A 26,702-nucleotide genomic window follows, 5' to 3' on the forward strand; every position below is an offset into this window, starting at 1 on the left:
GCGGCAGCCGCGAGGTCGAGGAGGCGGCAGTATGCCGCGTCCTCCGCCGTCCGGAGCGGACGGGGTTCATGCTCGAACCCCGTCCGTGCGACCGGCGCTTACCGAGACTGCAGTTCCGTGATCGCCGCCTGGGTCTGGACCAGGCCCCAGCCGGTGTTGTTGTCGCGGCCGGCCGCGTCCAGGTCGACCGCGGTAGTCGCCAGGGCGTCGCGGACCTGCTGCGCGGTCGCGGTCGGCTTGGCGCTCCACACCACCGCCGCCACGCCGGAGACGTGCGGGGTCGCCATCGAGGTGCCGCTCTTGTTTTCGTAGGCGACGTTGCTGACCGACGGGGTCGCATCGACCGTGGCGGTCTGCCCGGCCAGGGTGGCGATGATGGTTTCGCCGTCGGCCTTGCTGATGCCCACCGCCGGCAGCGTGCTGGTCACCGGCTGCGGCGGCGTCGCCGAGCTGTACAGACCGGCCTGCAGCGGGCCGTCGACGTTGTTGTAGACCACCATCGCCAGGCCGCGACCGGTCTTCACCTTGCTCGCCTTGTCGGTGAAGGTGTTGGTGCCGCGCTGGCACAGCACGACCTTGTTGCGCCAGGTGTTCGACGAGGCGGTGCACTGGCCGCCGTTGACCCAGCCGGCGCTGGCGGTGGTCTGCCTGGAGCCGCTGATCGGGTTGGCGGCGAACTGGCTGTTGCCGACCACCAGCGGATCGTTGGCCAGCGGCGTGGTGCTGTAGGTGTCCACGCCCGGCGCGGCGAGTTCGACTTCGCTGTTGAACTGGGAGAAGTCGGCCTTGGCGTTGTTCTGGTCGATCGCCGCCACCGACACCACGCTCGGGTACGACGCCGGGTAGCTCAGGGTGGCGTTGCCGTCGTTGCCGGCCGCGGCGATGCTCAGCACGCCGTTGTTGGCCAGGGTCTGGAAGGCATTGCTCTCGGTGGCCGAGCTGCCGCCGCCGCCGAGGCTCATGTTGATGACCTTGGCGCCGGCCGCGGCGCAGCGGTTGGCGGCATCGACCAGGGTCGAACTGTAGGTCCACGAGCACTGGCCGTGGCTGCTGCCGTTGTAGCCGTTGCTGCCGAAGATCTTGACGATGTGCAACGAGACCTTGCCCGGGCTGACGCCGACCACGCCGGTGGCGTTGTTGGCCGCGGCGATGGTGCCGGCGACGTGGGTGCCGTGGCCGCAGGTGTCGGTGTTCCAGCCGGTCGGATAGCCGGTCAGGGCGATGCCGGCGAAATCCTCGTGGGTCGAGTTGATGCCCGAGTCGATCACGCAAACCTTGATGCCCTCGCCGGTGGCCGCGCCGGCGTCGATGACGCCGTCGCGATTGGCGTCCCATACGTCGCGGGCCTGGACCTGGTCGATGCCGTAGGGAACGCTCTGCGCCATCGGATAGCGCGGCTGGTCGATCTCGACCGATTCGACCTCGGGGTTATCGCGCAGGGCCCTGACTGCGGCGGCCGACGGCAGGGTCAGCACGGCGGCGTTGAGCTGGTCGAACTGGAAATTGACCGTGGCGTCGCCGCCGTGGAGCGTGGCCAGCTTGGTGCGCAAGGCTTGCACCTTCTGTTGCAGGTTGGCCTGGGCCAGGCCGCGGTTGGCGGCGCCCGCGCCGGCACCGGGCTTGAACTTCACCCAGACCCGGTTCGGGTTCGGGCCTTCGGCGTTGGCCATGCTCGAAGCGACCGTCATCGCCAGGCCCAGACCCAGTGCGCTCACCAAATTGCGTTGCTTCATTCGTGACTCCCCGAGATAGATTGCGGCCCGGACGCGGTCCGGGCCGGTTGGCCGCGTGCGGTCTTGGCCGCGACGCTCCAGCGACGCTAGCGCGCCCGGGGAGGGGCCGGAAATGGGCGAAACCACCCACTGCAATCGTTAATTTGTGATAAAGGCCACAAATTTAAATTAATGAATAGCGGTTTTGGCCGCTAGTAGGGAGGAGGTCCCGTTCATGCGTTGCGACTGTCGCGAACTGGCGTGAGACGGATCCGCGCACCAATGTGCGGCTTACGAAATCGCCAGGCACTGGGCGAGACAGGTTCTCGCCAGCCGACGCGAGAGCGCCGAACCGTCCGGGACGGCCCCCCCGTGACCGCTGCGGACCGCCGCAGCGCTCAGGCTTCGACGAAGCGCACCCGCCGGGTGATCGAGCAGGTCAGCTCGTAGCCGATGGTGCCGCTGGCTTCGGCGATGCGCTCGACCGGCAGTTCCGGGCCCCACAACAGCACCGGGTCGCCGACCCGCGCCTCGGGGATGCCGCGCAGGTCGATCGTCATCAGGTCCATCGAGACCCGGCCGATGACCTGGGTGTCGTGGCCGGCCACGCGCACCGGCGTGCCCGAGGGCGCCGCGCGCGGGTAGCCGTCGCCGTAACCGATCGCGGCGACCCCGACCAGCATGTCCTCGGGGCATTCCCAGGTCGCGGCATAACCGATGCGTTCGCCCTTGCCGACCCGGTTGACCGCGATCAGGCGGGTCGACAGGGTCATCGCCGGACGCAGGCCGAAGTCGGCGCCGGTGCGCCCTTCGACAGCGCTGATGCCGTACAGCAGGCCGCCCGGACGGATCCAGTCGGCGTGCGCATCCGGCCAGCCGAGCACGGCGGCGGAATTGGCCAGCGAGCGCGAACCCGGCAGGTCGGCGGTGGCCGCGGCGAAGGCCTGCAGTTGCTGGCGGGTCTGCGGCTTGTCGAATTCGTCCGAACTGGCGAAGTGATTCATCAGCACGATGCCGTCGGCCACGCTCGCCGCCGCGCTCAGCCGCGCATGGGCTTCGCGCACGTCCTGCGGCGCGAAGCCGAGCCGGTGCATGCCGCTGTCGACTTTGAGCCAGCAGCGGATCGGCTCGCCGGGCCCGGCCTGTTCGAGCATCTCGACCTGGCTGACGTGGTGGACCACGGTCTCCACGCCGAGCCGGCGCAGTTGCGGCAGGTCGTCGGCCTCGTCGAAACCCGACAGCAATACGATCGGCTGCGACAATCCGGCCGCGCGCAGGCGGTCGGCGTCGGACAAGGCGGCCACGCCGAACGCATCGGCGCCTTCGAGCGCGCGCGCCACCCGTTCCAGGCCATGTCCGTAGCCGTCGGCCTTGACCACCGCCATGACGCGGCTGTGCGGCGCCATGCTGCGCGCCTGGGCGAGGTTATGACGCAGCGCGTCGGTGTGGATGCTTGCGGAGGTCGGTCGTGCCATGCGCGCATTCTAGCGGGCGCCGGCGCGCGCCGGCGCGCTCGCGGGCGAGCCGCATGGCGAACGCGCGCAAACCACGCGCCCGGCAAAACCTCGCCATGAAAAAACCGCGCGGGCGAACCCGCGCGGTTTTGGGTCGAGACGTTTTTGGACCTAGACGTTCGGGTCGAGACCGGTCGGGCCGGTCGCAACCGGCCTGGCTCAGTCGCAGCGGCGCTCGATCACGGTCTCGGTCTTGTTCTGCTGGTTCTCCTGGATCTTGCGCCCGGCGAACGCACCGCCGACCGCACCGGCCGCGGTCGCCAGCTTCTTGCCGCTGCCGCCGCCGACCTGGTTGCCCAGCAGGCCGCCCGCGACCGCACCGATCGCGGTGCCGGCGATCTTGTGCTGATCCTTGACCTGCTTCGGACGCTGCACTTCGACGTCGTAGCAACGCGGCTGGTGCGCCTTGGACTTGGACTTGGTCTGCGCGGTCGCCGCGCCGGTCGCCATGACACAGGACATCAGGGCAACGGCGATCGTGGATTTGAGCTTGGAGTTCATGGACTCACCGATAGAGGTATGGACGGAATGCACGATGCGCCCGCATCCGTCACGACTGCGTCAACCCAGTCGCGACGCCGTTCGCGCATGTCGCAAGGCTACCGGCGCGATGCTGAACGCGCGCAGGCGCCGATGCGTGTCGATGCAATCGCGTAGTGAATCTGCGACGGCTTGCGCGTATGTCCGGATAGGCTCTGCCGACTCTGCGTTGCCGGCGCGCATCGACGCTCGCGAGTACGGCACGCGCGACTTCGATTCGAAGCGCACGGTCAGGCTCGCGGGCCGCGACCGTACAGCTACGGCTCGCCGATTCGACCGATGCCTTCGCTCGGCCCGCCGACCGGGTTCGCGGCTGCGTGCGGGTTTGCCGTATAGGCGCACAGCGGCAAGCGCAGAGGCTCGGTTCGAGCGCCGGCGGCTCGCGGCTTGACACCTTGCGACACTTGTCGCATGTTTGCGACACCTGACGCTGGAGCCCCTCCGCGATGATCCGCCCGTCGAACGCCGAACTGGAATTGCTGAAATGCCTGTGGCGCGAAAATGCCTGCAGCGCACGCGAGTTGCACGAGCGCGTCGCGCCGCTGCTGGACTGGTCGTACTCGTCCACGCGCAAGACCCTCGAACGCATGGTCGACAAAGGCCTGGTCGAGGAAGTCGGCGAGCACGGGCTCAACGTCTACCGCGCCGCGGTCGGCAAGGTCGCGGTGCTCGCCGCGCTGAGCAGCGACTTCGCCAAGCGCGTGCTCGAGATCGACGGGCCGCTGCCGACCCAGGCCTTCGCCGACAGCCGGCTGCTCAACGAAGACGAGATCGATCAGCTCGAAGCGTTGCTGCGCGACGGCGAGCCGGAGTCGCGGGCATGAGCTTGCCGAGCCTGGAATTCTGGTCGCTGCACCTGGGCGCCTGTCTGGTCACCGGGCTGCTGGCCTGGGCCCTCGGCCTCGGCCTGCATCGCGCCCTGCGCCTGTCGCACGCCTCGCGCGCTTACTGGCTCGGCGTCTGGACCTTGGCGGCCCTGCCGACCGTCGCGGCGCTCGCCCTGCGTTGGCTCGGATCGGAGGCCTCGGCCTGGCCGATCGCGCCGTCGCTGCCGCTGCCGGTGCTCGACGACGCCGGCGCCTGGCCGGGCCTGGGCGCCGCATCGCCGGCGACGCCGGCCGCGGCAACCGCGTTGCGCGATTGGCTCGAACCCTTGCTGGCCGCCGTGTATCTCGGCGGCGCGTTCGTCGCCGCGCTGCGCTGGTGGTCGGGTCTGCGCGCGGTGCGCCGCATCGTCGCGGCTTCGCGTCCTTTCGAGGACCGATTCGATGGCAGGTTCGACGACCCGTCGGTCGCCGCCGAGTCGCGGCGCCTGCGCGAGGCCGGCATCGAGCTGCGCAGCATCGACGTCGCGACCAGTCCGTTCGCGGTCTGCCTGCCGCGGCCGACCATCCTGGTCCCGGGCGCGTTGGTCGCGCGGATGAGCGGCGAGCAACTGCGCATGGTATTGCGTCACGAAGCCGCCCACCTCGCCCGCCGCGACCCGCAACGCGCCGCCGCGATGCGCCTGGTCCAAGTGCTGCTTTGGTTCGATCCCTTCCTGCGCCTGATCGCGCAACGCGTGCAGGTCGCCGCAGAATTGCGTTGCGACGCCGAGGCCATCGCCGATCGCGCCGATCGCCGCCGCAGCTATGCCCAGGCCTATCTGCAGACCCTGCGCCTTTCCGCTGGCGCGCCGCTGCCGGCGTCGGCCGCGGCGTTCTCGCGCCAGGACCCCGGCCATCACCGCCTGCGCATCGCCCACATGATCGAAGGCGACCGGCGTCGCCGGGCGCCTCCGGCCTTGCGCTGGGTATTGGCGGCGACCGCGCTGGCCGCCGGAGCGGCGATCGCTTCGGTGCAAGTCGCTGCGCCCGGGACCGCCCCGCGCCCCGCTGCGGGCATTTCGTCGGGCATTCCGGCGAGCGCGCCGGCCCAGGCTGCACCGAGCGCGGTCGCCGCCGCGGCCAGCGCCGAGATCGCGTTCGCCTCGCCGATGCGCAAGCCGAGGATCAGCGGCCACTTCGGCGAGGTCGGCCCGCCGCGCAGCAATCCGCACCGCGGCCTCGACTTCGCCGCGCCGCGCGGCACGCCAGTGCATGCGCCGGCCGCCGGCGTGGTGGTCGCCGCCACCGAACGCTACGACAACGCGCCGAACTACGGCACCGTGGTCGTGCTCGATCACGGCGGCGGCTGGCAATCGCTGTACGCCCATCTCGACCGCTACGAAGTCCAGATCGGCCAGCAGGTCGCCAGCGGCGAACGCATCGGCCGGGTCGGCACCACCGGCAAGGTCACCGGTGCGCACGTCCACGTCGAGCTGCTGCGCGACGGCCGACGGGTCGACCCGGAGCCGCTGCTGCGCTGAGTTCGCGGCCATGAGCCGCTGAGTCGTCCCGGCGACGCGCGAACCGCGCCGCCACCCCACCCGGCCTGTTCGCACCGATGCCCCGCTTGCGGGCCGGGCCGGCCTTTGCCCGCGATCTTCGCCGCTCCGCCGCCGCCAAGCACGGCGGCGGCGCGAGTGCGCCTTTCCCTAGGTCCCTATGACATCGATGCCTTTAAATATCCCGACGCCACGGCACGAACATTTGCACAACGCCGGCCGCCTCGCCCTGCTCGCCCAGGCGATGCTGGCCTGCCTGCCGGCTGGCGCTGCGCCGTCCCAGGCCACGCCCTCGCCGGCGGTGCCCGCGACGCCCGTCGCCGAACTCGACACCGTGATCGTCGAAGGCCCGCGCTACGACGCACGCCGAGAGGACACCGCCTCGCGCACCGTGGTGACCCGCGCCGAGCTGCTGGCATTCGGCGACGGCAGCCTCGCCGACGCGATCAAGCGCCTGCCCGGCGTCAGCATCGGCAGAGCGGCGCCGGGCGGCACCGGCGCGATTTCCCTGCGCGGCATGGGCAACGGCTACACCCAGCTACTGATCGACGGGCAGGCCGCGCCGCCCGGTTTCGACCTCGGCGCGTTGTCGCCGGAGATGATCGAACGGGTCGAGATCCTGCGCACTACCACCGCCGACCTGCGCAGCGCTGCGATCGCCGGGACCATCAACCTCGTGCTCGCGCGGCAGGCGCGCCGCGACAGCGACGAGCTCAAGCTGGCTCTCGGCGTGTCGAACGGCCGCCGTCTGCCGAACCTGCACTGGAGCCATTCGCGCCGCGACGGTCATCGCAGCCATTCGCTCGAGGCCTCGCTGCTGCGGCGCGAGTACCTGGTCGAGGAAACCGGCGGCGAAACCGCGCGCGGCCGCGATGGCTCTTTGCGCGCACAACGCAGCACGCGCCTGCGCGTCGACGGCTACCGCGATGCGCTTTCGATCGCGCCGCGCGTCGAGCTGCGCCTGGAAAACGGCGACACCCTGGCCCTGCAGTCTTGGCTCGACGCCAGCCACGCCGGCAAATACGCCGACATCGCCTGGGCGACCTCGCTCGGCCCGGAGCTCGACCATGTCCGCTATCGGCAGTTCACCGGCACCGACGTCGTGCAACTGCGCAACGACCTGCACTGGCGCCATGAGTTCGCCGAGGCCGGCACGCTCAGCAGCAAGTTCGGCCTCAGCGGCCATCGCGAGCGTTCGCGTTTTCGCGAGCAAGGTTATGCGGTCGATACGAGCCGGAACCTCGACGATGCCACCGACGGTCGCTTGCGCGGGTACGGGCTCAGTTCCAGCGGCAAGTACGCCCTGCCCCTGTCCCAGTCCGATGCCGGCGACGGCGGCCGCCACGCGCTCGAACTCGGCTGGGAAACCAGCCTGGAGCGTCGAAGCGAATCGCGCCGGCAGCGACTGCGCGCCATCGCCGGCCGGCCGGAAACGCTCAGCGACCCCGACTTCGACGCCACCCTGCGCCGGCTGGCGCTGTACGCGCAGGACGAATGGAGGCTGAGCCCGCGCTGGTCGCTGTATCTCGGCGCCCGCTGGGAGCGCATGGACACCCGCAGCGAGGGCAACCGCTTCGCCGCCGTGCGCAACGGCTCGAGCGTGCTGTCGCCGGTGCTGCAGTCGTTGTGGAAACTCTCGCCGACCCGCAACGACCAGGTGCGCCTGGGCCTGAGCCGCAGCTATCGCGCGCCGGAACTGCGCTCGCTGATCCCGCGCCCCTACACCTCGACCAACAACCGCGCGCTCAATCCCGACCAGCAAGGCAACCCGGCGCTGCGGCCGGAACTCGCGACCGGCCTCGACCTGGCCTACGAAAAATACTGGGACCGCGGCGCGATGCTAAGTGTCGGCGCCTACTTGCGCGAGATCGACGATCTGATCCGGACCGAGACGCGGCTGATCGAGGAGCGTTGGGTGGCCGTGCCGGGCAACGGCGGCCGCGCCCGCAGTTGGGGCTTGGAAATCGACGGCAAGTTGTCGCTGTCGCGCTGGTTCCCCGCGGTGCCGGTCGACCTGCGCTTCAACCTTGCCCGCAACGAGTCGCGGGTGGACGCCCTGCCCGGCCCGGACAACCGCATCGACAGCCAACCGCGCCTGACCTCGACCCTGGCCGCCGACTATGCGCTCGGCCCGGCCTGGACGTTCGGTGCGAGTTACAGCTACCGCAGCGGCGGACCGGTGCGCACCGGCGCGCACGAGATCGAAAGCGAATCGCCGCGACGCGAACTCGACGCCTATGCCTCGGTCAAGTTGGGCCCGCGCGGCAAGCTGCGCCTGAGCCTGGGCAATCTGCTCGAACGCGACCTCGTCAGCGCGGCGGAGTATTTCGACGAGGAAGGCTGGCAAGGCACGCAGCGGCGCCGTCCCACCTCGCTTTCGCTGCGGGCGCAGCTCGAGATTCCGCTGTAGCCGGATCGTGGGAGAGCCGGTGGCGAAACGACGACGGCACCCTGTCGGTGCCGTCGTGGTGTCTCGCCTGGACCCGGCCAGGCCACCGCGGCGAGGACTACTCGAACGAGCCGATACTGTCGTGGGCGAGATTGTCGAAGCGGGTGTATTCGCCGAAGAACTTCAGCTTCAGCGAACCGGTCGGGCCGCTACGCTGCTTGCCGATGATGACCTCGGCCAGGCCTTTGTCCGGCGAGGTCTCTTTGTTGTAGTAGTCGTCGCGGTAAATGAAGATGATCACGTCCGCGTCCTGCTCGATAGCGCCGGATTCGCGCAGGTCGGCCATCACCGGGCGCTTGTCGGCGCGCTGTTCCAGCGAGCGGTTGAGCTGCGACAGCGCGATCACCGGCAGGTTGAGTTCCTTGGCCAGGTGCTTGAGCGAACGCGAGATCTCGGAGATTTCGGTCGCGCGGTTTTCGCTGTTGCCCGGCACCGACATCAGCTGCAGGTAGTCGATCACGATCAGGCCCAGGTCGTGTTCGCGCTTGAGGCGGCGCGACTTGGCGCGCAGCACCTCCGGCGACAGGCCCGGGGTGTCGTCGATGAAGATCTTGGCTTCGCGCAGTTGGCGGATGGCGCTGGTCACCCGGCTCCAGTCCTCGTCCTCGAGCTGGCCCGAACGCAGGCGCTGCGCGTTGACCCGGCCGACCGAGGAGATCAGGCGCAGGGCAAGCTGGCTCGCCGACATTTCCATCGAGAAGATCGCCACCGCCTTCTTGCTGCGGAACGCGGCGTACTCGGCCATGTTCAGCGCCAGCGTGGTCTTGCCCATCGCCGGACGCGCGGCGAGGATCAACAGGTCGGTCGGTTGCAGACCGGCGGTCATCTCGTCGAATTCGGTGTAGCCCGTCGCCAGGCCGGTGACCGCGCCGCCGCTGGCGTAGCGGGTCTGCAGCACGTCGAAGGCTTCGGACAGAGCCTTGGTGACCGGGGTGAAGTCGGTGCGCCCGCGGGCACCGGCTTCGGCGATCGCGAACACCTGCTGCTCGGCCTTGGCCAGGATCTCGCCGCTGTCGCGGCCGTCGGGCTGGAAGCCGTCGTTGACGATCTCGGTGCCGACCTCGATCAGCTTGCGCATCACCGCCTTGTCGCGAACGATCTCGGCGTAAGCGGTGATGTTGGCGGCCGACGGCGTGGTGCTGGCCAGTTCGATCAGGTAGGCGCCGCCGGCGACCTGTTCGGACAGGCCTTGCGAGTCGAACCATTCGCCCAGGGTCACCGCGTCGAACGGCCGGCTCTTCTCGGCCAGGTCGCGGATCGCGCGGTAGATCAGCTGGTGATCGCGGCGATAGAAGTCTTCCTCGACGATCTGGTCGGCGACCCGGTCGTAGGCGTCGGGCGCGAGCATGAGACCGCCGAGCACGGCCTGTTCGGCCTCGATCGATTGCGGCGGCACCCGGAGCTGGTCCACGCGCTGTTCGGCGCGGGTCTCGAAACGTTTTTCGCTACGGAATCCGCCACGTGCGCTCATCGGAGAAGACGATCCTCGTCGTTCGGCCACAGCTGCGGCCAATCGAGCCGGTCTAGGCTCAGGGGCTGGGGTAGTGGCATGCCGACCGAAAGCCGAACCGCTGCGTCGCGGTCGGACTGCAATCGAGTCGGGCGCACATCGTACTCGGGACGGGCGGCAGGCAGTTGCATACAGATCTGTTATCAAGCTGTGGATAAGCCTGGATAAGTCAGCATCGGTATGCCAGCGCAAGGTCTCAAGGCCTGAGACCACGACGGTCCCAAGCAGAACCCGCAGCCGCTCGTTGCAAAAACGAAGGGCGCCTTTGGGTGCCGGCGGAATGAAACGAAGGGCGCCTTTGGGCGCCGGCGGAATAAAACGAAGGGCGCCTTTCGGCGCCCTTCGCAAGTCTTACGCTCGGGCGCTCGCGATTAAGCGGCTTCGCCCGCGACGATGACCTTGACCGTCACTTCGACGTCGGCGTGCAGGTGGATCAGCACGTCGTACTCGCCGGTGCGGCGGATCGGGCCTTCGCCCATGATCACTTCCGACTTGCCGACTTCGAAGCCGGCCTTGGTCAGCGCCTCGGCGATGTCGCGCGGGGTCACCGAGCCGTACAGCTTGCCTTCGGTCGCGGCGTTGGCGTGGACGGTCACCGAAGCGCCTTCCAGGCGGGCCTTGCGGCCTTCGGCGCCTTCCAGCAGCGACTTGGCCTTGGCTTCGTACTCCGCACGGCGGGTTTCGAAGTCGGCCAGGTTGCTGGCGGTGGCCGGAACGGCCTTGCCCTGCGGCACGAGGAAGTTGCGGCCGTAGCCCGGCTTGACGTTGACCTTGTCGCCGAGGTTGCCGAGGTTGGTGACTTTCTGCAGGAGGATCAGTTGCATGGTCTTGCTCCGTGTTCGTTAGCGGGCCTGTAGGTCCGCAGCGGGATTCGCTGTCCGAATGAAACAAGAAACGAGTGGAGAGGAACGGGTAACGAGTGAACTCGCTCCCCGTTCCTCGGCGGCCAGGCCGCCCACTCGTTCCCGGCTCTTAGGCGTTGTGATTGTCGGTGTACGGGATCAGCGCGAGGAAACGGGCGCGCTTGACCGCCGTGGCCAGCTGGCGCTGGTACTTCGACTTGGTGCCGGTGACGCGGCTCGGCACGATCTTGCCGGTCTCGGTCAGGTACTGGCGCAGGGTGTTGAGATCCTTGTAGTCGATCTCTTTGACGCCTTCGGCGGTGAACTTGCAGAACTTGCGGCGGCGGAAAAACTTGGACATGGGGGCAATCCTCAGGCGGCTTCGGCGTTGTCGTCGGCGTTGTCGGCGGTGCCGACGGCGGTGTCGCTGTCGTCGTCACGACGACGACGCTCACCGCGCTCGCCGCGCTCGGGCTTGTCGCCCTTCTCGTCCTTGAACTTCATGATCAGCGACTGCTCGGTGTCGGCTTCGTCGCGCTTCATGACCAGGTGACGCAGCACGGCGTCGTTGAAACGGAAACCGTCGACGAGCTCGTTGAGCACGGTCTGGGTGACTTCGATGTTCAGCAGGACGTAGTGGGCCTTGACCAAGTTCTCGATCGGATAGGCCAGCTGACGGCGGCCCCAATCTTCGAGACGGTGGATCTTGCCTTCGCCGGCTTCGATCAGCGACTTGTAGCGCTCGATCATGGCGGGCACCTGCTCGCTCTGGTCCGGATGGACCAGGAACACGACTTCGTAATGACGCATGGGTCTGTTTCCTTGTGGATGATGGATCGCCGAGGGCGACCCGGTTCAGCCCCCCGGGGTCCGGATGCGGACGCGGTGGAGCAAGGTCCCGCCCGGCACCAGGCCAGTCGGGAGCCGGAAAGTATGGCAGGGACAAGGGCTTAGGTGCAAATCGAGGACACATGGACCGGCAAACCGCCGCCCAGGCCGCGTTGGCCCGGGGAGTAGGAGCGGTACCTCGGCCATCGCGGCGTTTCGCTGCCGTCCGGGTGGGCGCGGTCGCGGGCCGCTCCTACCCTTTGGATCGACTGCTCGGGGCGTGGCCCGGCGCCGGACCGTCCGGCGCCGGGCTTGTCTCATCGTTTCAGGAGATCAACGCTTCTTCGGCTCGCCGGCCGGTTTCGCCGCTGCGGCCGGCTTCTTGGCCGCGATCCAGGCGTCGATGTGCTTCTCGAGCACCTGCAGCGGCACCGAGCCGGTCGACAGCACTTCGTCGTTGAAGTCGCGCAGGTCGAAGTCCTTGCCCAGCGCCTTGCGCGAGCGCTCGCGCAGCTCGGAGATCTTGAGCTGGCCGATCTTGTAGGCCAGGGCCTGGCCCGGCCAGCCGATGTAGCGGTCGATCTCGTTGACCACGTCCTGCTCGGTCTTGGGCGCGTTGTCCATGAAGAACTTGATCGCCTTGTCGCGGCTCCAGCCCTTGCTGTGCATGCCGGTGTCGACCACCAGCCGGACCGCGCGCCACATGTCGTAGGACAGTTGGCCCATGCGGTCGTAAGGGTCGTCGTACAGGCCCATGTCGTAACCCAGGCGCTCGGCGTACAGACCCCAGCCCTCGCCGTAGGCGACGAAGTAGCCGGTGCGGCGGAACATCGGCGCATCCGGCAGTTCCAGGCCGCGAGCGAACTGGAAATGATGACCGGGCACCGCCTCGTGCAGCGACAGCGGCATCATTTCCCAGGTCGGGCGGACCTCGGGCTTGTACAGGTTGACGTAGTAATAGCCGGCGCGGGTGCCGTCGACTGCGCCCGGCAGGTAATAGGCGGTGGTCGTGTCGGGGGCGACGTTGTCGGGGATCGGGCGCACGCCGTAAGGCTGGCGCGGGATCAGCTTGGAAATCTTGACCAGCTCCGGGTCGATCCGCTTGGAGATCGCCTGGTAGGCCTCGAGCAACGCGGCCGGGGTCTTGTGGAAGAACTTCGGGTCGCTGCGCAGGTAAGCGAAGAACTCCGCCAGCGTGCCCTTGAAGCCGACCTCGGCCTTGACCTTCTCCATCTCGGCGCGGATGCGCGCGACTTCCTTGAGGCCGATCTTGTGGATCGCGTCGGCGCCGAGGTCGGTGGTGGTGAAATCGGCGGCGAGGAAATCGTAGTAGGCCTTGCCGTCGGGCAGGTCGCTGGCGGCGATGCTGGTGCGCGCCGCGGCCAGGTATTCCTTCTCGAAGAAGCCGCCGAACTCGCGGTACGCCGGCACGACGGTTTCGGCGATGACCTTTTTCGCCTCGGCCTGCAGCGCCTTGCGCTCGGCCGCCGGGATGCTGTCGGGGAAACGGTGGAACGGCTTGTAGAACGGGCTCTTGGCCGGGTCCTCGACGATCTGCTTGGCGATCTGGCCCGGCACGCGCTGCATCAGCACGCGCGGCGGGGTGATCCCGGCCTTGGCGCCCTCGCGCAGCAGAATCTGGTTCTGTTCGATCAGCTTCGGCAGAGCGCGCATGCGCGCGAGCCAGTCGCGATAGTCCTTGACCTGCTCGAACGACAAGGCCTCGACCAGGCCGTCGGCGGTCTGCACGCCGCCGCTCTGGCCGACCGGCGCCAGGTATTCGCGGTATTTCTGCCGCTGGATGCTCTTTTCGAGATTCCAGCCGAACACGTCGTAGTTGAGCTGGTCGGCTTCCGACAGTTGGCTGCGGTCGATCGCCCTGAGCCGGGCCAGGGCCTGGCGGTCGCTTTCCTGGCGCGCCTGGATGGCGCTCAGGCTGGCGTCGGTCCAACGGTCGTTATAGCGCTTGTCGCCGTTGAAGCTGGCGCCTTCGGGGTTCTCGCGCAGACCGCGCTCCCACTCCTCGTCGAACAAGCGGTGCAGCGCCTCGGTGGCGGCATTGGCATTGCGCGTCGCGGACGCGGCGCTGCCGGGCGCGGCGACCGCGAGCGGCGCGGCCAGGCCCACGGCGATGGCCGCGGCGAGCAGAACGGGTCGGAGCATGATGCGGATTCCCCAGGAGACCAGCGGCCGAGTCTAGCCCGGCCCCGGGGTCCTGCCGCATGTCGAAAGTTGGCGGCTGGCGCCGTGCGCTCGGCGTCGGGCGATGCCTCGCCGCGGTCGTCGCGAGGTCCCGCAGGCAGGTCGCGCCCTGCCCCGCAGCCTCAGGCCGCGTCGGCTTGAGTGGTGAAGCTTTCGCCGCAACCGCATTCGGCCGCCGCGTTCGGGTTCTGGAACACGAACATCTCGCCCAGGCCCTGCTTGAGGAAGTCGATGCGGGTGCCGTCGACCAGCGGCAGGCTGATCGGGTCGACGTAGATGCGCACGCCGTCCTGCTCGAACACGGTATCGCCTTCGCGCTCGTCGCGGGCCAGATCGGCGGTGTGCTGCCAGCCCGAGCACCCGGTGCGGGTCACGCCGAAGCGCAGGCCCAGGGCGGTCGGCGTTTCGGTCAGGAAATGCTGGACACGGGCGAGAGCGGCGGGGGCGAGGGTCACGGACATGGCGGTACTCGTAGGAATGTTGACTCGATGCCGGCTGCGTCCGGGCCGGACGCCATGGAATGGTAGCAGCCCGGCATCGGCGGGCTGTACCCGATATGGCGGCATTGCGGCCGTGTTCAAGCGCCTCGCAGCGGCCGTTCAGCCCTTCGCGACCGGCCGCGGCGCGCCTCAGTCGCTATGCCCTGCCCCAGCACCGGCCCCTGCGGTTACGGCTGGGGCTGCAGGCGCGGGCGCCGGCTCCGGCGGCGCCATCAGATAGGTGGCGAAGCTGCCGAGCCAGTGGGCGCCGGCGTAATGGCTGTCGCCGACCGCGATCAGGCCCAGTTCGCGATGCACCGCCGCGGCCGCGCGCAAAGCGCCGATCCGGCGGTCGCGCGGCGGCAATCCGGCAGCGATGCCTTCGAGCATCCAGGCCCGGCTCAGGTTGAGGCCGTCTAGGTGGGCGAGCTTGCCGTCCTCGGGATCGAGCACCAGCGCCGGCACCAGCCAGTCGGCGCGGGCGCGGCGCGGCACCTGCGGCAGGAACTCGCGCAGCCAGCGCGCGTATTCGTCCGGTCCCAGCACCCGCCGCATCAGGTCGGCCTCGGCCAGGCACGGCGACAGGAAGTCCTGCCCGGACGGTTCGTAGGCCAGCGGGCAGTCGCGGTCGCCCTGGTAGAAGAAACGCGAGCGGGCGACCAGGGCATCGCGCAGCGCCTGGTCGCCGCTGCGGCGGGTCCAGTCCAGGGCAAGGCCGAAGGCGAAGGCGGTCTGGCTGTGTTCGCCGACGCGGATCGGCCGGGTCAGCTTCGGCAGCCAGCGCAGCAAACGCGCCGCGGCCTCGCGTTCCAGCGGTTCCAGCGCGGCCGCCCACTGCCGCGCCTGCGGGTCGTCCCAGCCACGCAGTTGCGAACCCAGTTGCAGCAGCCAGGCCAGGCCGTAGGGGCGCTCGAAGGTTTCGTCGCTGCCGCGGCGCAGATAGGCCAGTTCGCCGGCGATGTTCTGCGTGGTCAGGTTGCGCGCCAATGCGGCGCGGGCCGGCGCGGCGAACGGCGCCTGCGGGAAACGTTCGATCAGGCGCGCCAGCAACCAATGCCCATGCACCGACGAATGCCAGTCGTAGCAGCCGTAGAACGCCGGGTACAGCGTGCTCGGCGCGGCCACGTCCTTGGCGCCGTCGAGACGATGGCTGATCTTGTTCGGGTATTCGCGGCCGACGCAGCTCAACGCGAGCCCGGCGAAATGGCCGGCGCGGGCCTCGTCGAGCGCCACCACCGGCAAAGGCTCGGGCGCCGCCGCCGCGGCTCCAGCCGTCTGCACGCCTGTCGCCGCCGCCAGGGCGAGCATCCCGCCGGCCCAGCCGCGTCCCGATAGCCCGACCCAACGTCTTACCCGATTCATTCCCGCGCCCCGCCCTTGATCCCGAAGGGCAGTCTAAGGCCGCGGCGACCGGCACGCCTTGTGCCGGCGGCATCCGTTATCATCGCCGTCCTTTACTTTTCACGCGCTGGGGCGGCATCACATGACGGTGGTTAGCGTCGAACAGGCACTCGCGGGCAAGATTCCGGCGGGCGGCGAAGTCACGGTGCGCGGCTGGGTGCGTACCCGTCGCGATTCCAAGGCCGGACTGAGCTTCGTCAACGTCAGCGACGGTTCCTGCTTCGCACCGATCCAGGTCGTGGCGCCGAATACGCTGGGCAACTACGACGAGGAGGTCAAACACCTCACCGCCGGTTGCTCGGTGATCGCCACCGGCACCCTGGTCGCCTCGCAGGGCCAGGGCCAGAACTTCGAGATCCAGGCCTCCAGCCTGCAGGTGGTCGGCTGGGTCGAGAACCCGCTGACCTACCCGATGCAGCCCAAGGCGCACACCCTGGAGTACCTGCGCGAGTTCGCCCACCTGCGCCCGCGCACCAACCTGTTCGGCGCGGTGACCCGCATCCGCCACTGCCTGTCGCAGGCCGTGCACCGGTATTTCCACGAGAACGGCTACTACTGGATCAGCACGCCGATCATCACCACCTCCGACGCCGAGGGCGCCGGCCAGATGTTCCGGGTTTCGACCCTGGACCTGGCCAACCTGCCGCGCGAGAAGGACGGCGCGATCGATTTCTCGCGCGACTTCTTCGGCAAGGAAACTTTCCTGACCGTGTCCGGCCAGCTCAACGTCGAGGCCTACTGCCTGGCGCTGAGCAAGGTCTACACCTTCGGCCCGACCTTCCGCGCCGAAAACAGCAACACCACCCGCCATCTGGCCGAGTTCTGGATGATCGAGCCGGAAATCGCCTTCGCCGACCTGATGGAGAACGCGCGGGTCGCCGAAGATTTCCTCAAGTACCTGTTCCGCGCGGTGCTCGACGAGCGCGGCGACGACATGGCTTTCATCGCCGAACGCGTCCAGCCCGATGCGATCACCCGCCTGGAGACCTTCGTCAACTCGCCGTTCGAGCGCATCGACTACACCGATGCGATCTCGCTGCTGCAGAAGTCGGGGCAGAAGTTCGAGTTCCCGGTCGAATGGGGCCTGGACCTGCAGACCGAGCACGAGCGCTGGCTGACCGAGCAGCACGTCGGCCGCCCGGTGGTGGTGCTGAACTACCCCGAGCACTTCAAGGCCTTCTACATGCGCCTCAACGACGACGGCAAGACCGTCGCGGCGATGGACGTGCTGGCGCCCGGCATCGGCGAGATCATCGGCGGCAGCCAGCGCGAAGAGCGCCTCGACGTGCTCGACACGCGCATGGCCCAGTTCGGCCTGGATCCGGCGCACTACGACTGGTACCGCGATTTCCGCCGCTACGGCACCGTGCCGCACGCCGGTTTCGGGCTCGGCTTCGAGCGCCTGGTGGTCTACGTCTGCGGCCTGAGCAACATCCGCGACGCGATCGCCTACCCGCGCGCGCCGGGCAGCGCCGAGTTCTGATCCGCATCGAATGCTGCGGCTTTGCTTGGCCCGTCATCCCCGCGCAGACGGGGATGACGGGTGAAAGTGCCCAGACAGGCGCAACCGCCGCGGCCTCTCGCCGCTTTACCCCGCCACGGTCGCGGCACATGATGGCGGCCGGCGTCGATTCAGGCCTCCGGGCCGCAGAGGTAAGACCTACGTGATCCTGTTCCTGGCCCTGACCTTCGTCGGTATCGCGATCTCCGCGTTGTGCGCGTTCGCGATCTTCTGGCCGCTGGCCCTGGTCCACCTGCGAGATCGCCACCCCGCCCTGCGCGGCGAACTCGGCGAGGCCGCCTTCGTCGATCCCTCCGCCTGGCGCTGGCTGCTGCGCCAGCGCTATCGCGTCGCCGGCGACCGCAACCTCGACGGCCTGGCTACGCCGGCACGGGTCTCTTTGCTGATCGTGTTCGCCTCGCTGGCCTGCTCGGGCCTGCTCTGGCTGCTTTCCATGATGGTGTCCTGATGACCGAAAACGAATACGAGACCTCTTCCGCGCCGGCCTCCGGCGACGGCCGGTGGTGGCTGGCCACGCTCGGCCGCACCGTGATCTGGGCGCGCCTGCGCGTGCGCGAGGCCGGTACCGCCGAAGTCTTCGACAGCGACGCCAACACCCTGTCCTACGACAGCGAAGACACCGCCCGCGCCGCGCTGATGGATGCCGAATTCGTCGAGCTCGAAGGCCTGGACGAGGACGACGCGCAAGCGCGCGGCTTCGCCCTCGACGAACTGGTGCCGCCGCAGGCCCAGGACGACGAAACCCTGGGCACCCTGATGATCCAGAAACTGCCGCAGCGCCACTGAGCCCGACGCCATGTACCTGCCACGCGCCTTCGCCGAAACCGACCTGGACGCGCTCGATCGCCTGGCCGACGCCTACGACTTCGCCACCCTGATCACCGTGCGCGACGACGCGCCGACCGTCAGCCACCTGCCGCTGCTGTACCGGCGCGACGGCGAGCAGGTCGAACTGCGCGGCCATTGGGCGCGCCCGAATCCGCAGGCGCGCCACGCCGGCCCGGCCCTGGCGATCCTGCAAGGCCCGCATGCCTATGTATCGCCGGGCTGGTACAGCGACAAGGAAAGCGCGGCGCGGGTGCCGACCTGGAACTACGCGGTCGCCCATCTGCACGGCGAGCTGCAGACCTTCGAGGACGAAGCCGGCCTGGCCCAACTCGTCGACGACCTCAGCGTCCGCCACGAACGCCGCATCGGCAGCGACTGGCGCTTCGAAGCCGAACGCGAGGAACTGCGCCGGCAACTGCGCGGCATCGTCGGCTTCCGCTTCCGGGTCGAACGCATCACCCTGAAGTTCAAGCTCAGCCAGAACCATCCCCTGGCCAATCGCGAAAACGTCGCGACCCAATTGCAGGCGCAGGACCGCGACGACAGCCGCGCGGTCGCCGCGCTGATGCGCGAGCGCACGGCCCTGCCGGGCAGCGGAGACTGACATGGATCTGAATCTCAACGGCAAGCATGCCCTGGTCTGCGGCGCCTCCGACGGCATCGGCCGCGCCGCCGCGCACGAGCTGGCCCTGCTCGGCTGCGACGTGACCGTGCTGGCGCGCCGCGCCGACGTCCTGGCCGCGGTCGCGCAGGCTTTGCCGTGCAGCGGCGCGCAGGCCCACGGCTGGATCGCCGCCGACGTCGCCGACACGGCCGCCCTCGCCGCCCAGGTCGAAGCGCTCGCCGCCGGCAAGCCGGTGCAGATCCTGGTCAACAACACCGGCGGCCCGCCCGGCGGCCCGGCGCATACCGCGCTCGACAGCGCCTACCTCGACGCCTTCCAGCGTCACCTGCTCGCCAACCAGACCCTGGTGCGCGCGGTGCTGCCCGGCATGCGTTCGGCGCAATGGGGCCGCGTGGTCAACGTGATCTCGACCTCGGTCAAGGAACCCATCGTCGGCCTCGGCGTGTCCAACACCGTCCGAGGCGCCGTCGCCGGCTGGGCCAAGACCCTCTCGCGCGAACTCGGCGCCGACGGCATCACCGTCAACAACGTCCTGCCCGGCTACACCCAGACCGCGCGCATCGAACAGATCATCGGCGACCGTGCCCGCAACAGCGGCCAGACCCCGGAGGCGGTGATCGAGGCCATGCGCAAGACCGTTCCCGCGAACCGTTTCGCCGCCCCCGCCGAGATCGCCGCCTGCATCGCCTTCCTGTGCTCCCCGGCCGCGGCCTACGTCAACGGCGTCAGCCTGGCGGTCGATGGCGGGCGCATGCAGTCGATTTGATCGGCTGTCGTCATTTGGAAGCGATGCGCCTTCGCCGGGGTAGGAGCGGCGCAAGCCGCGACATCGTTGCAGCGGTCTTGCGGCGTTTCTCTCATTCAATAGATCAAGATCAAGCCCAAAGCTTCCGCCACTAAAGCGGCGGGTCACTTTCTTTTGTCTGAAGCGACAAAAGAAAGTAACCAAAGAAAAGTGCCTTCTGTTTCGAATCAAGAGCCCGCAAGCGCGGTGCCGGCGCGGGGATGCTCCGCACAGGCCATCCATGGCCTGGCTGCGCACGGCCCGCCTCCCTGCGGGTCGCCCTCCGGGTCTGCGGTTGCATCGCGAGTTCGGAGCTGCACCAAGCTGTTCACAGCAAAGGCAAAGGTTCGCCGCTTTAGGGTAGGAGCGGCGCAAGCCGCGACCGCGCCGCAACGGTCTCGCGACGCAAAGACCTTGTGGCTGCGCGGTCGCGACTCACGTCGCTCCTACAGGGGCGGCATCGCAGGCACTCTGGTTCCGGCCTGTCTTTGCCTCTGTCTTACGCCGTGCGTCGCCTCGCACTAAAGAAGGCAATCGAAGACCCGGAGGGCGGCCCGCAGGGAGGCGGGCCGTTTTTCATCGGGACAGGGATGTCCCGTATGTAGATCCCCGCGGAGGCATCGTTCGTGTGGGCCTTGATTCAAAGAAAGAAACTTCTTTGGTTACCTTTCTTTTGTTGCTTATGACAAAAGAAAGTGACCCGCCGCTTTAGTGGCGGAAGCTTTGGGTTTGATCTAGATGTTGATCTATTGAACGAGAGAAGCGCCGCGAGACCGTCGTAGCGATGTCGCGGCTTGCGCCGCTCCTACCCCTGGCGAAAGCACGCCGCTTCGAGGAACGACATAAGCCTTGGTGCCGCTGCGCGTTCCGGGGTCGCGGCTCACGGCGATCCGGCAACGACCTGCGGCGGCACCGATACCCGCCCCCGTCGCGAACGCTCCAGCCACCACACCCCGGCGCTGACGAACAGCCAGGCCAGGAACCACGGCCACGATGCTCCACGCTGCGCCCGCGCCGACGCAGCGCCCGCAGACGACGGCGCGACTTCAAGCGGAAGCTGCGGCGCCTGCGCCATCAACTGCAAGGTCGCCTCGCGCAGTTCGCTCGCGCGCAAGCCCGGGGCCTCGTCGCGGCCTCGCACCGCGAAGGGTAGCGAGCGCTCGCCCTGGCGTAGGGCATGCCAGCCCGCGTCGGTCGGCCAGAACCCGGCGCAGCGTTCGCTGCCGCTGGCCGGGTCGATCAGCAAGGCGATGTCCCGGCCCTGTGGCGTACGTACCAAGGCGCCGTCGCTCAATCCGCACAGCACGATCCGCCGGTCCTGGCGCGCCTCGCCTTGGATCCGCAGCATCGGCTTCGATTGGGGCCGCGCCAGCGCCGCAAACGTGGCGCTCCACCATTGCCCATGCAGGTCGTCGCGGCCGGCCAGGGTCAGACGGAAGCTGTCGCTCAAGGTCCATAGGCCGAGCCGGCCGCGGCCGGCGTTGCGCCAGCTCGCGAAAGCCTGGCCGTCGGCTCCGCGCAGCAGGCTGTGCGCACCGGCGGTATCGATCGAGAGCGCGCGCCGGCTCAACACCGGCAATTCGGCCAGCGCCTCGTCGCGCAGGCGCGGTGCCTCGCGGGTGCCCGGGCCGATGCGGGCGCGGGTCGCCGCTTCGTCCGCGCTGGTCGGCGGCACCCGCATGTCGAGCGAGTCCGCGCCGGTGCCGAGTTCGAAGCCCAGCGCCCGCAGTTGCGCACGCGTACGCGGCGACAAGGGGCCGCCGATGCGCAGCAGTACGCCGAGGCCGTCGCGCATGGCGCCCAACAGCGCGCCGCGTTGCGATTCGCCGAGCCGGTCCCAGACGCGTTCGTCGAGCACCACGAGGTCGAACCCGGCCAGGGTCGATGCGTTCAGGCTCAGCGGCGCATCGCCGAGCTGCAGGCCGGCGCCGACCTCGATCTGGGTGTGCAGCTTGATTCCGGCGTCCGCGGCCCAGCGCCGCAGATACTTCAACTCGGGATTCGGTGCGCCGGCCAGGATCAACACCCGCGGTGGCGGATCGGCGGTCACCCACAACGGCAGTTCGATCTCTTCGACGATGTTCTGGCGCGCATCGCGCAGACGCAACCGGAAGGTCGCCGCTCCCGGCAAGCGCGCGACGGCGCCGACGCGGAAGCCGCCATCCGCCGCGAGCGGGGAGCGGTCGACGCGTTCCAGGCCCGGGTCGAGCAATTCGACGACTGCGCCCGGCACCGCTTCGACCCGACCGCTCGCTTCGAACTCGCCGCCGGCTGCGACCTCGCGCGGCGCCCACAGACCGCTGAATCCGCGAGGCAACGCGGGCGCTCGCCATTCGATGCTCAGGCCGCGAGCCGCGTCGCGATCGCGCGGCTCCAGGCCGGCGCCGAGCAGGCGCAGCTTTTGCGTGCCGGGATGGCGGCGCAGCGCCGTGGCGAGGTCGGGCACGCGTGCGCTGTCGCCGACGGTACGCGCCTCGGGCAAGGCGACTTGGTGTTCGCCGGCGAAGGCGCCATCGCTCGCGCTCGCACCGGCGGTCGCCACCACCAGGGTGCCGGGTTCGTCATGGCGCTGCGGCGGCAACAGCGCGAGATACAGCAACGCCGCCATCAGCGGTTGCGCGATCAGCAACACGCCCAACCGCCAACCGCGCGCACGCGTCCCGGCCCCGTCGCGGTACTGGCGCCGGATCAGGCGCGCCATCGCCAGCACGGCGGCGGCGCCGAGCACGGTGACGATCAGCGTTTCCGGGCTGGCCTGCACCCCGGTATCGAGGTCGATGGCGCCGATCACCGCGACGCCTCCTGCTGCAAAGCTTCGAAATAACGCCGGTCTACGGCGTCGCCCTGCGCGCGCCGCGGCACGCTCGCCGGGGGCCGGGTCAGCAGCGGCCACAGCAGGCGCCGCAACTCGGCGCGGCAGCGCCGGCATTCGGGTTCGTTGCGCAAGGCCTCGAAGGCGGCGGCGAACGCCAGGGGATCGGGCACGCGCGATTCGTGTTCGCGCAGCCAACGCTGCAGGCCGCTGTAGTCGATCGGCGCGAGTTGAGCCGTGCCCGCGCTCGGCTCCAGGTCGCGCCACAGCGATTCGAGCGCGGGATCGGCCGCGTTCGTCGCGATCAGCATTTCGCCGCGTCTCGCCAATCCCTTGCGTTCGCCGCTCAAACGGCGGCTTTCGTCGATCGGCGGCAGCTCGGGGCCGACCCGGGCCAGGTAGATGCGGGTGGCCTGCTGCACCTTCTTGATGAAGCCCAACGCCCTGTAGGCATAGGGCAGCGCCTGCTGCGGATGGCCCTGGCGCAGATGCAGTTCCGACTGCCACATCTCGTCGAGCGCGGCCTTGAGCAGCTTGCGCGTGTCCGGGTCGAGCAGGGTCGCCGCCTCGGCATGATCGTGGGTGTGGCCGAACTGCTCCAGCACCGAGCCTTCCGCGCCGAAAGTCGGCGCCGCCGGCTTCGCCGCATGCGCATGCTCGTCGTGTTCGTCGGCCTCGGGTGCACTCGCGCCCTGGCCCTTGCCCTCGCCCGCATGCGCGTCGTGCGGTTCGGCTTCGTCGCGGTCGTTGGTCGGCAACTGCGGCGCGCCTTCGGACTCTTCGCCGAGGAACTGGCCGTAGCGCAGGCGCAGCAGGCGCTGGTCGACGCCGATCGCATCGGAGCGCTCGACGAACCTGGGCTCGTCGAGCTTGCGCCGCTGTGCGATCAAGGCTTCGGCGTCGATGATGATCTGGCGCTGGCTGCGGAAATACGCCGGCAAGGTGGTCTTGACCATGCCGTCCAGGCCGGTCGCCTCGCTGCCGAGGTCGGCCGGCCAGCGCAGGATCAAGCTCGGGCTCGACGCGGTCTGCGGCTTCGGCGAACGGTTGTCCTCGACGCTGAGCTGGACGATCAGGTCGTCGCCGCTCGCGAAGCCGAGGCTGGCCAGGTCGAGGCGCTGCGCATAGCGTTTGCCGGTCGCGGTGCCGGTGCCGCGCAGGCTCAGGCGTTGCTCGCGGAAGCTGATGTTCTCGCCGCTGCCCTGGGCCAGGGTGATGCGCAACTGCGCATTCGGGGCCAGGCCGTAATCGTCGCTGGCCTCGAACTCCAGCGGCCAGCCGCGCTGGCCCGCGCTCATCAGGCTCAGGCCGCGGTCGGGTTCGAGCACCCGCAGTTGCGGAGCACGGTCGGCGCTGACGTCGAGCCGGTACAGACGTCGCATCTGCGCCTGCGCCGCGCCGGCGGCGACGATCCGATACAGGGCCGGCTTGGCCAGTACGCGTTCGGCGCTCCAGCGCCCGTCGGCCTGGCGGGCGAGCGGCAAGCGCGGACCGTCGTGGAAGACCAGCTCGACCGCCGTCGGCTGCGGTTCGAAACGCAGGTTCCAGCGCAAGCGCGCGTTCTCGGGCACGCGCCCTTCGAGGGTGGGCTCGCTGCGCGGCGGCAAGCGCGTATAGGCCGGCGGGTCGATGCGCAGGCCCTGTTCGATCAGGCGCGGCTGGCCCGGCAGGGCGACGAGCTGCGGCGCCGGCGACAAAGCGTCGAGGCCGTGCTCATCCCTGGACTGGCCTGGCCATAGCAGGATGGCGGCCAAGGCTGCGGCGCCGGCGAAGCCAGACAGGCCGATGCGGCGCGTCGACCAGGCCGGGCGCAGTTCGGGACCGTTCGCGGTTTCGATGCGTTCGCGCAAGCGCGCCTGCTGCAGACGCTGCAGGCCGTTCAAGCCCTCGCCCGCCGCGAACAACAGATCGGCGCTGTCGTCCATGTCGCCACGTGTGGCGTTGAGGCGACGTGCGAGCCAGACCTGATCGAGGCGCAGCGCCCTGCGCCATGCGAAGGCGGCGAACGCCGTGCACAACGTCAGCGCCAGCGACAGCGACGCCGCGACGCCTACCAGACGCCAGGCCAAGCCGGCGCCGGCCGCGGCCCACGGCAGCCACTGCAGCATCAGGTCCGAGGCGCGCCGCCGGCGCGCCGAACCCAAGGCATTCGCGAGGATCGTCGCCGCCGTCATGGCGTCGCCCCGCGTCGTGCGCGCGTCGCCAGCCAACGTTCGCACACGAACGCCAACGCGATCAGCAGCGCCCACCACAGGCGCAGATCGCGCGGCGGCAAGGGATACGCCGCGCCGCCGGTCGCCGGCGCATGTTCCTTCGCCGAAACCCACGCCGGTGCCGGAAGGCTCGACGCGAACAACTCGCGTAAACGCCGCGGAAAGCCGGGCTCGAGCAATTCCGGCATGGCCTGCGGGGTCACCGCGCGGGTCAGCCGCATCAGCCGGCCGTGGCCGAAGGAGACGCCTTCGGCCAGCACCGCGCCGGACCTGTCGCGCCACAACGGTGCACGCGGCGAGGCGGCATCGCTTGGCCAGCCGCTGCCGGCATCGAGCAGCACGCGACCGCCGTTGCGGGCGAACTCGCGCACCTGCGCCGGCACCGCGCCGGGCACCAGCCAGATCAGCTCGCGGCTCTCGGCCGGCAGGGCCTGAGTGCTCGGCGCGACTGAATCCTGCTGCGATGGGGCCGGCTTCGATGGGGCCTGCTTCGATGGGTCCGGCACCGCCGGATCGCGCCAGGCCTCGATAGCGGCACGCAGATACGGCAGGGCCGCGGCGCGATCGGCGGCGTAGCGGATCGCCGGCGACGGCGCGACGATCTCGCGGATCGGGGTAGCGGCCGGCGTCGTGCCGGGCAGCACGCGCCATTCGACCGGCCGGGACAACTGCGGCCGCTGGCCGTCGGCGCCGCCCATGCGCTCGGGCACGAATACGGTCAGTACGGTCGCGGCCGGCAGGTCGGCATCGAGTTCGCGCAGCAGGCTCGACAGCGGCGCGGGCGGCGGCGGTGCGGCGGCGTCCAGATGCGGAAAACCCGGCGCGAGCCAATGCAAGCGCGCATTCGTGGCGACCGCCTGAGCGCGCGCGGCCTGCGCATCGGCGCCGGGCGCGACCACGATCCACGGCCGCGCACTCTCGGCACCGATCAGCACCGGCCTCGCCAGCCACAGCGCGAGCAAGGCCAACAGCAAAAGGCGCAGCAGCAACAGCGGCCATTCGTCGAAGCGGATGCGATGACGCGGCTTGGGCCGATGGCGCAGCCAGCGCAAGGCGGCGAAATCGGTCGGGCGCTGTTCGCTGCGCCGCGCCAGATGGATCAGCAACGGCAGGATCAGGGCCGCCAGGGCGGCCAGCGCGGCGGGCAGCAGCAGGCTCAAGTTCACGCCTGCTCCGCCATGTCGCGGGCGCCGAACAAGCGCCGCAGCGGCAGATCGAGCGCCTCGTCGAGCACGTATTCGGTGTGGCGGATGCCGCAGGCATCGAGGCGGGCGTCGAGCGCCCTGCGCGCGGCGGCGAACCGGTCGAGGAACCCGTCGCGCAAGGCGGCGCCGTCGCCGAGCAACTCCTCGCCGGTCTCGGGGTCGCGGAACCGGTAACCGCCGCGGAACGGGAAGTCGCGCTCCTCCGCGGTCAGGATGCGGATGTTCGCCACCTCGCGCCGCGCCGATGCGAGCCGCTCGGCGACCGCGACGGCGCCCTCATCGGTGCCGTCGTCGAAACCGTCGCCGATCATCAGCACCAGGTCGCCGGCGGCGATGCGTTCCCACAGCGGCCGCAGGCGTTGCGCACGCGGCCAGGCGCCCTGCGCCGACAAGCCGTGCAGTTCCAGCCACAGGCGGTCGCGCTGGCGCGCGCCGGTGGCCGGCGCGACCAGGCGCACGCCGTCGTCGCGCAGCGCGATCAGGCCGAAGCGATCGCCCTGGCGCAGCGCCAGTTCGGCGACACAGGCGGCCAGCGCCTTGGCGGCATCGAGCCGCGACCAGTCCGGGCGCGCCGCATCGTGCTGGTTCATCGACGCGCTGGCGTCGATCAACAGCCAGACCGCGAGCGGGCTCTCGCGTTCGGCTTCGCGCACGAAGAAACGGTCCGAGCGCGCATACAGCTTCCAGTCGACCTGGCGCAGCTCGTCGCCGGGCTCGTAGGCGCGGTACTGGGCGAATTCGAGGCCGGCGCCGCGGCTGCGGCTGTTGTGCAGCCCGATGCCGTGGGTGCCGAACGCGCGCCGCGACGACAGCCGCAGACTGCGCAGCCGCGCCCGCACCGCCGGTGGAATGAAGTCCTTCACGAGGCCTC

General features: G+C 69.5%; 22 protein-coding genes. 8 read left to right on the forward strand and 14 right to left on the reverse strand.

Going from position 1 to position 26,702, the window contains the following annotated elements; translation table 11 throughout:
- Window positions 1-98: 98 nt before the first annotated feature.
- The 3 genes from AC6CH2_RS02895 to AC6CH2_RS02905 form a co-directional block, all read right to left on the reverse strand.
- Window positions 99-1,733, reverse strand: coding sequence for a S8 family serine peptidase (locus AC6CH2_RS02895; protein ID WP_498267859.1), 1,635 nt, complete (start codon window positions 1,731-1,733; stop codon window positions 99-101).
- 377 nt (window positions 1,734-2,110) lie between these two features.
- A complete protein-coding gene (gene alr / locus AC6CH2_RS02900) occupies window positions 2,111-3,187 on the reverse strand; it encodes an alanine racemase (RefSeq protein WP_498267860.1) in 1,077 nt (358 codons plus the stop codon).
- A gap of 198 nt (window positions 3,188-3,385) precedes the next feature.
- Window positions 3,386-3,727, reverse strand: a complete 342-nt coding sequence (locus AC6CH2_RS02905) for a glycine zipper 2TM domain-containing protein (RefSeq protein ID WP_498267861.1) — start codon at window positions 3,725-3,727, stop codon at window positions 3,386-3,388.
- 485 nt (window positions 3,728-4,212) lie between these two features.
- On the opposite strand from AC6CH2_RS02905, the gene AC6CH2_RS02910 reads away from it, so the two are divergent.
- The 3 genes from AC6CH2_RS02910 to AC6CH2_RS02920 all read left to right on the forward strand — a co-directional run bounded on the left by AC6CH2_RS02910 (window position 4,213) and on the right by AC6CH2_RS02920 (window position 8,541).
- Window positions 4,213-4,590: a BlaI/MecI/CopY family transcriptional regulator gene (locus tag AC6CH2_RS02910; RefSeq protein WP_435393867.1), complete on the forward strand. Its 378-nt coding sequence runs from the start codon at window positions 4,213-4,215 to the stop codon at window positions 4,588-4,590.
- On the forward strand, window positions 4,587-6,113 hold the full coding sequence (locus AC6CH2_RS02915; protein WP_498267862.1) for a M23/M56 family metallopeptidase: 1,527 nt from the start codon (window positions 4,587-4,589) through the stop codon (window positions 6,111-6,113). Before AC6CH2_RS02910 ends, AC6CH2_RS02915 begins: the two co-directional genes overlap by 4 nt.
- A 223-nt stretch (window positions 6,114-6,336) precedes the next feature.
- On the forward strand, window positions 6,337-8,541 hold the full coding sequence (locus AC6CH2_RS02920; protein WP_498267863.1) for a TonB-dependent receptor plug domain-containing protein: 2,205 nt from the start codon (window positions 6,337-6,339) through the stop codon (window positions 8,539-8,541).
- A 97-nt stretch (window positions 8,542-8,638) separates the two neighbouring features.
- Here AC6CH2_RS02920 and AC6CH2_RS02925 read toward each other — a convergent pair whose 3' ends face one another.
- The 7 genes from AC6CH2_RS02925 to AC6CH2_RS02955 all read right to left on the reverse strand — a co-directional run bounded on the left by AC6CH2_RS02925 (window position 8,639) and on the right by AC6CH2_RS02955 (window position 15,803).
- Window positions 8,639-10,051, reverse strand: coding sequence for a replicative DNA helicase (locus AC6CH2_RS02925; RefSeq protein ID WP_031372468.1), 1,413 nt, complete (start codon window positions 10,049-10,051; stop codon window positions 8,639-8,641).
- Window positions 10,052-10,461: 410 nt separating this feature from the next.
- Window positions 10,462-10,914 (reverse strand): 50S ribosomal protein L9, encoded by a 453-nt coding sequence (gene rplI, locus AC6CH2_RS02930; RefSeq protein ID WP_435393870.1) that lies wholly within the window; start codon window positions 10,912-10,914, stop codon window positions 10,462-10,464.
- 148 nt (window positions 10,915-11,062) lie between these two features.
- The gene (gene rpsR / locus AC6CH2_RS02935; RefSeq protein ID WP_031372470.1) at window positions 11,063-11,293 is read right to left on the reverse strand and encodes a 30S ribosomal protein S18; all 231 of its coding nucleotides are present in this window, start codon (window positions 11,291-11,293) and stop codon (window positions 11,063-11,065) included.
- Window positions 11,294-11,304: 11 nt separating this feature from the next.
- Window positions 11,305-11,742, reverse strand: a complete 438-nt coding sequence (gene rpsF / locus AC6CH2_RS02940; RefSeq protein WP_435393871.1) for a 30S ribosomal protein S6 — start codon at window positions 11,740-11,742, stop codon at window positions 11,305-11,307.
- Window positions 11,743-12,093: 351 nt separating this feature from the next.
- Window positions 12,094-13,923: a DUF885 domain-containing protein gene (locus tag AC6CH2_RS02945; protein ID WP_498267864.1), complete on the reverse strand. Its 1,830-nt coding sequence runs from the start codon at window positions 13,921-13,923 to the stop codon at window positions 12,094-12,096.
- A gap of 161 nt (window positions 13,924-14,084) precedes the next feature.
- The gene (locus AC6CH2_RS02950; RefSeq protein ID WP_435393873.1) at window positions 14,085-14,423 is read right to left on the reverse strand and encodes a HesB/IscA family protein; all 339 of its coding nucleotides are present in this window, start codon (window positions 14,421-14,423) and stop codon (window positions 14,085-14,087) included.
- Window positions 14,424-14,591: 168 nt separating this feature from the next.
- Window positions 14,592-15,803, reverse strand: coding sequence for a DUF2891 domain-containing protein (locus AC6CH2_RS02955; RefSeq protein WP_498267865.1), 1,212 nt, complete (start codon window positions 15,801-15,803; stop codon window positions 14,592-14,594).
- Window positions 15,804-15,924: 121 nt separating this feature from the next.
- On the opposite strand from AC6CH2_RS02955, the gene asnS reads away from it, so the two are divergent.
- The 5 genes from asnS (at window position 15,925) to AC6CH2_RS02980 (ending at window position 19,583) form a co-directional block, all read left to right on the forward strand.
- Window positions 15,925-17,325, forward strand: coding sequence for an asparagine--tRNA ligase (asnS, locus tag AC6CH2_RS02960; protein WP_435393875.1), 1,401 nt, complete (start codon window positions 15,925-15,927; stop codon window positions 17,323-17,325).
- Between the two features lie 181 nt (window positions 17,326-17,506).
- Window positions 17,507-17,812 (forward strand): hypothetical protein, encoded by a 306-nt coding sequence (locus AC6CH2_RS02965; RefSeq protein ID WP_435393876.1) that lies wholly within the window; start codon window positions 17,507-17,509, stop codon window positions 17,810-17,812.
- Window positions 17,812-18,150 (forward strand): hypothetical protein, encoded by a 339-nt coding sequence (locus tag AC6CH2_RS02970; RefSeq protein WP_498267866.1) that lies wholly within the window; start codon window positions 17,812-17,814, stop codon window positions 18,148-18,150. Before AC6CH2_RS02965 ends, AC6CH2_RS02970 begins: the two co-directional genes overlap by 1 nt.
- Before the next feature lie 10 nt (window positions 18,151-18,160).
- Window positions 18,161-18,796 carry an FMN-binding negative transcriptional regulator gene (locus AC6CH2_RS02975; protein ID WP_498267867.1) on the forward strand — a complete coding sequence of 212 codons (636 nt, stop codon included), beginning with the start codon at window positions 18,161-18,163 and terminating at the stop codon, window positions 18,794-18,796.
- A 1-nt stretch (window position 18,797) separates the two neighbouring features.
- Entirely contained in the window at window positions 18,798-19,583 is a 786-nt protein-coding gene (locus AC6CH2_RS02980) for an SDR family NAD(P)-dependent oxidoreductase (RefSeq protein WP_498267868.1), read from the forward strand.
- Between the two features lie 898 nt (window positions 19,584-20,481).
- Here the strand turns inward: AC6CH2_RS02980 and AC6CH2_RS02985 are convergent.
- The 4 genes from AC6CH2_RS02985 to AC6CH2_RS03000 are packed head-to-tail and all read right to left on the reverse strand — an operon-like array spanning window position 20,482 to window position 26,694.
- Window positions 20,482-22,392 (reverse strand): carboxypeptidase regulatory-like domain-containing protein, encoded by a 1,911-nt coding sequence (locus AC6CH2_RS02985; protein ID WP_498267869.1) that lies wholly within the window; start codon window positions 22,390-22,392, stop codon window positions 20,482-20,484.
- On the reverse strand, window positions 22,389-24,587 hold the full coding sequence (locus AC6CH2_RS02990; protein ID WP_498267870.1) for a hypothetical protein: 2,199 nt from the start codon (window positions 24,585-24,587) through the stop codon (window positions 22,389-22,391). Before AC6CH2_RS02990 ends, AC6CH2_RS02985 begins: the two co-directional genes overlap by 4 nt.
- Window positions 24,584-25,792 carry a BatA domain-containing protein gene (locus tag AC6CH2_RS02995; protein WP_498267871.1) on the reverse strand — a complete coding sequence of 403 codons (1,209 nt, stop codon included), beginning with the start codon at window positions 25,790-25,792 and terminating at the stop codon, window positions 24,584-24,586. The genes AC6CH2_RS02990 and AC6CH2_RS02995 overlap by 4 nt, the downstream gene beginning before the upstream one ends.
- On the reverse strand, window positions 25,789-26,694 hold the full coding sequence (locus AC6CH2_RS03000; RefSeq protein WP_498267872.1) for a DUF58 domain-containing protein: 906 nt from the start codon (window positions 26,692-26,694) through the stop codon (window positions 25,789-25,791). Before AC6CH2_RS03000 ends, AC6CH2_RS02995 begins: the two co-directional genes overlap by 4 nt.
- Window positions 26,695-26,702 lie beyond the last annotated feature (8 nt).

This window comes from Lysobacter sp. GQ73 (assembly GCF_059758755.1).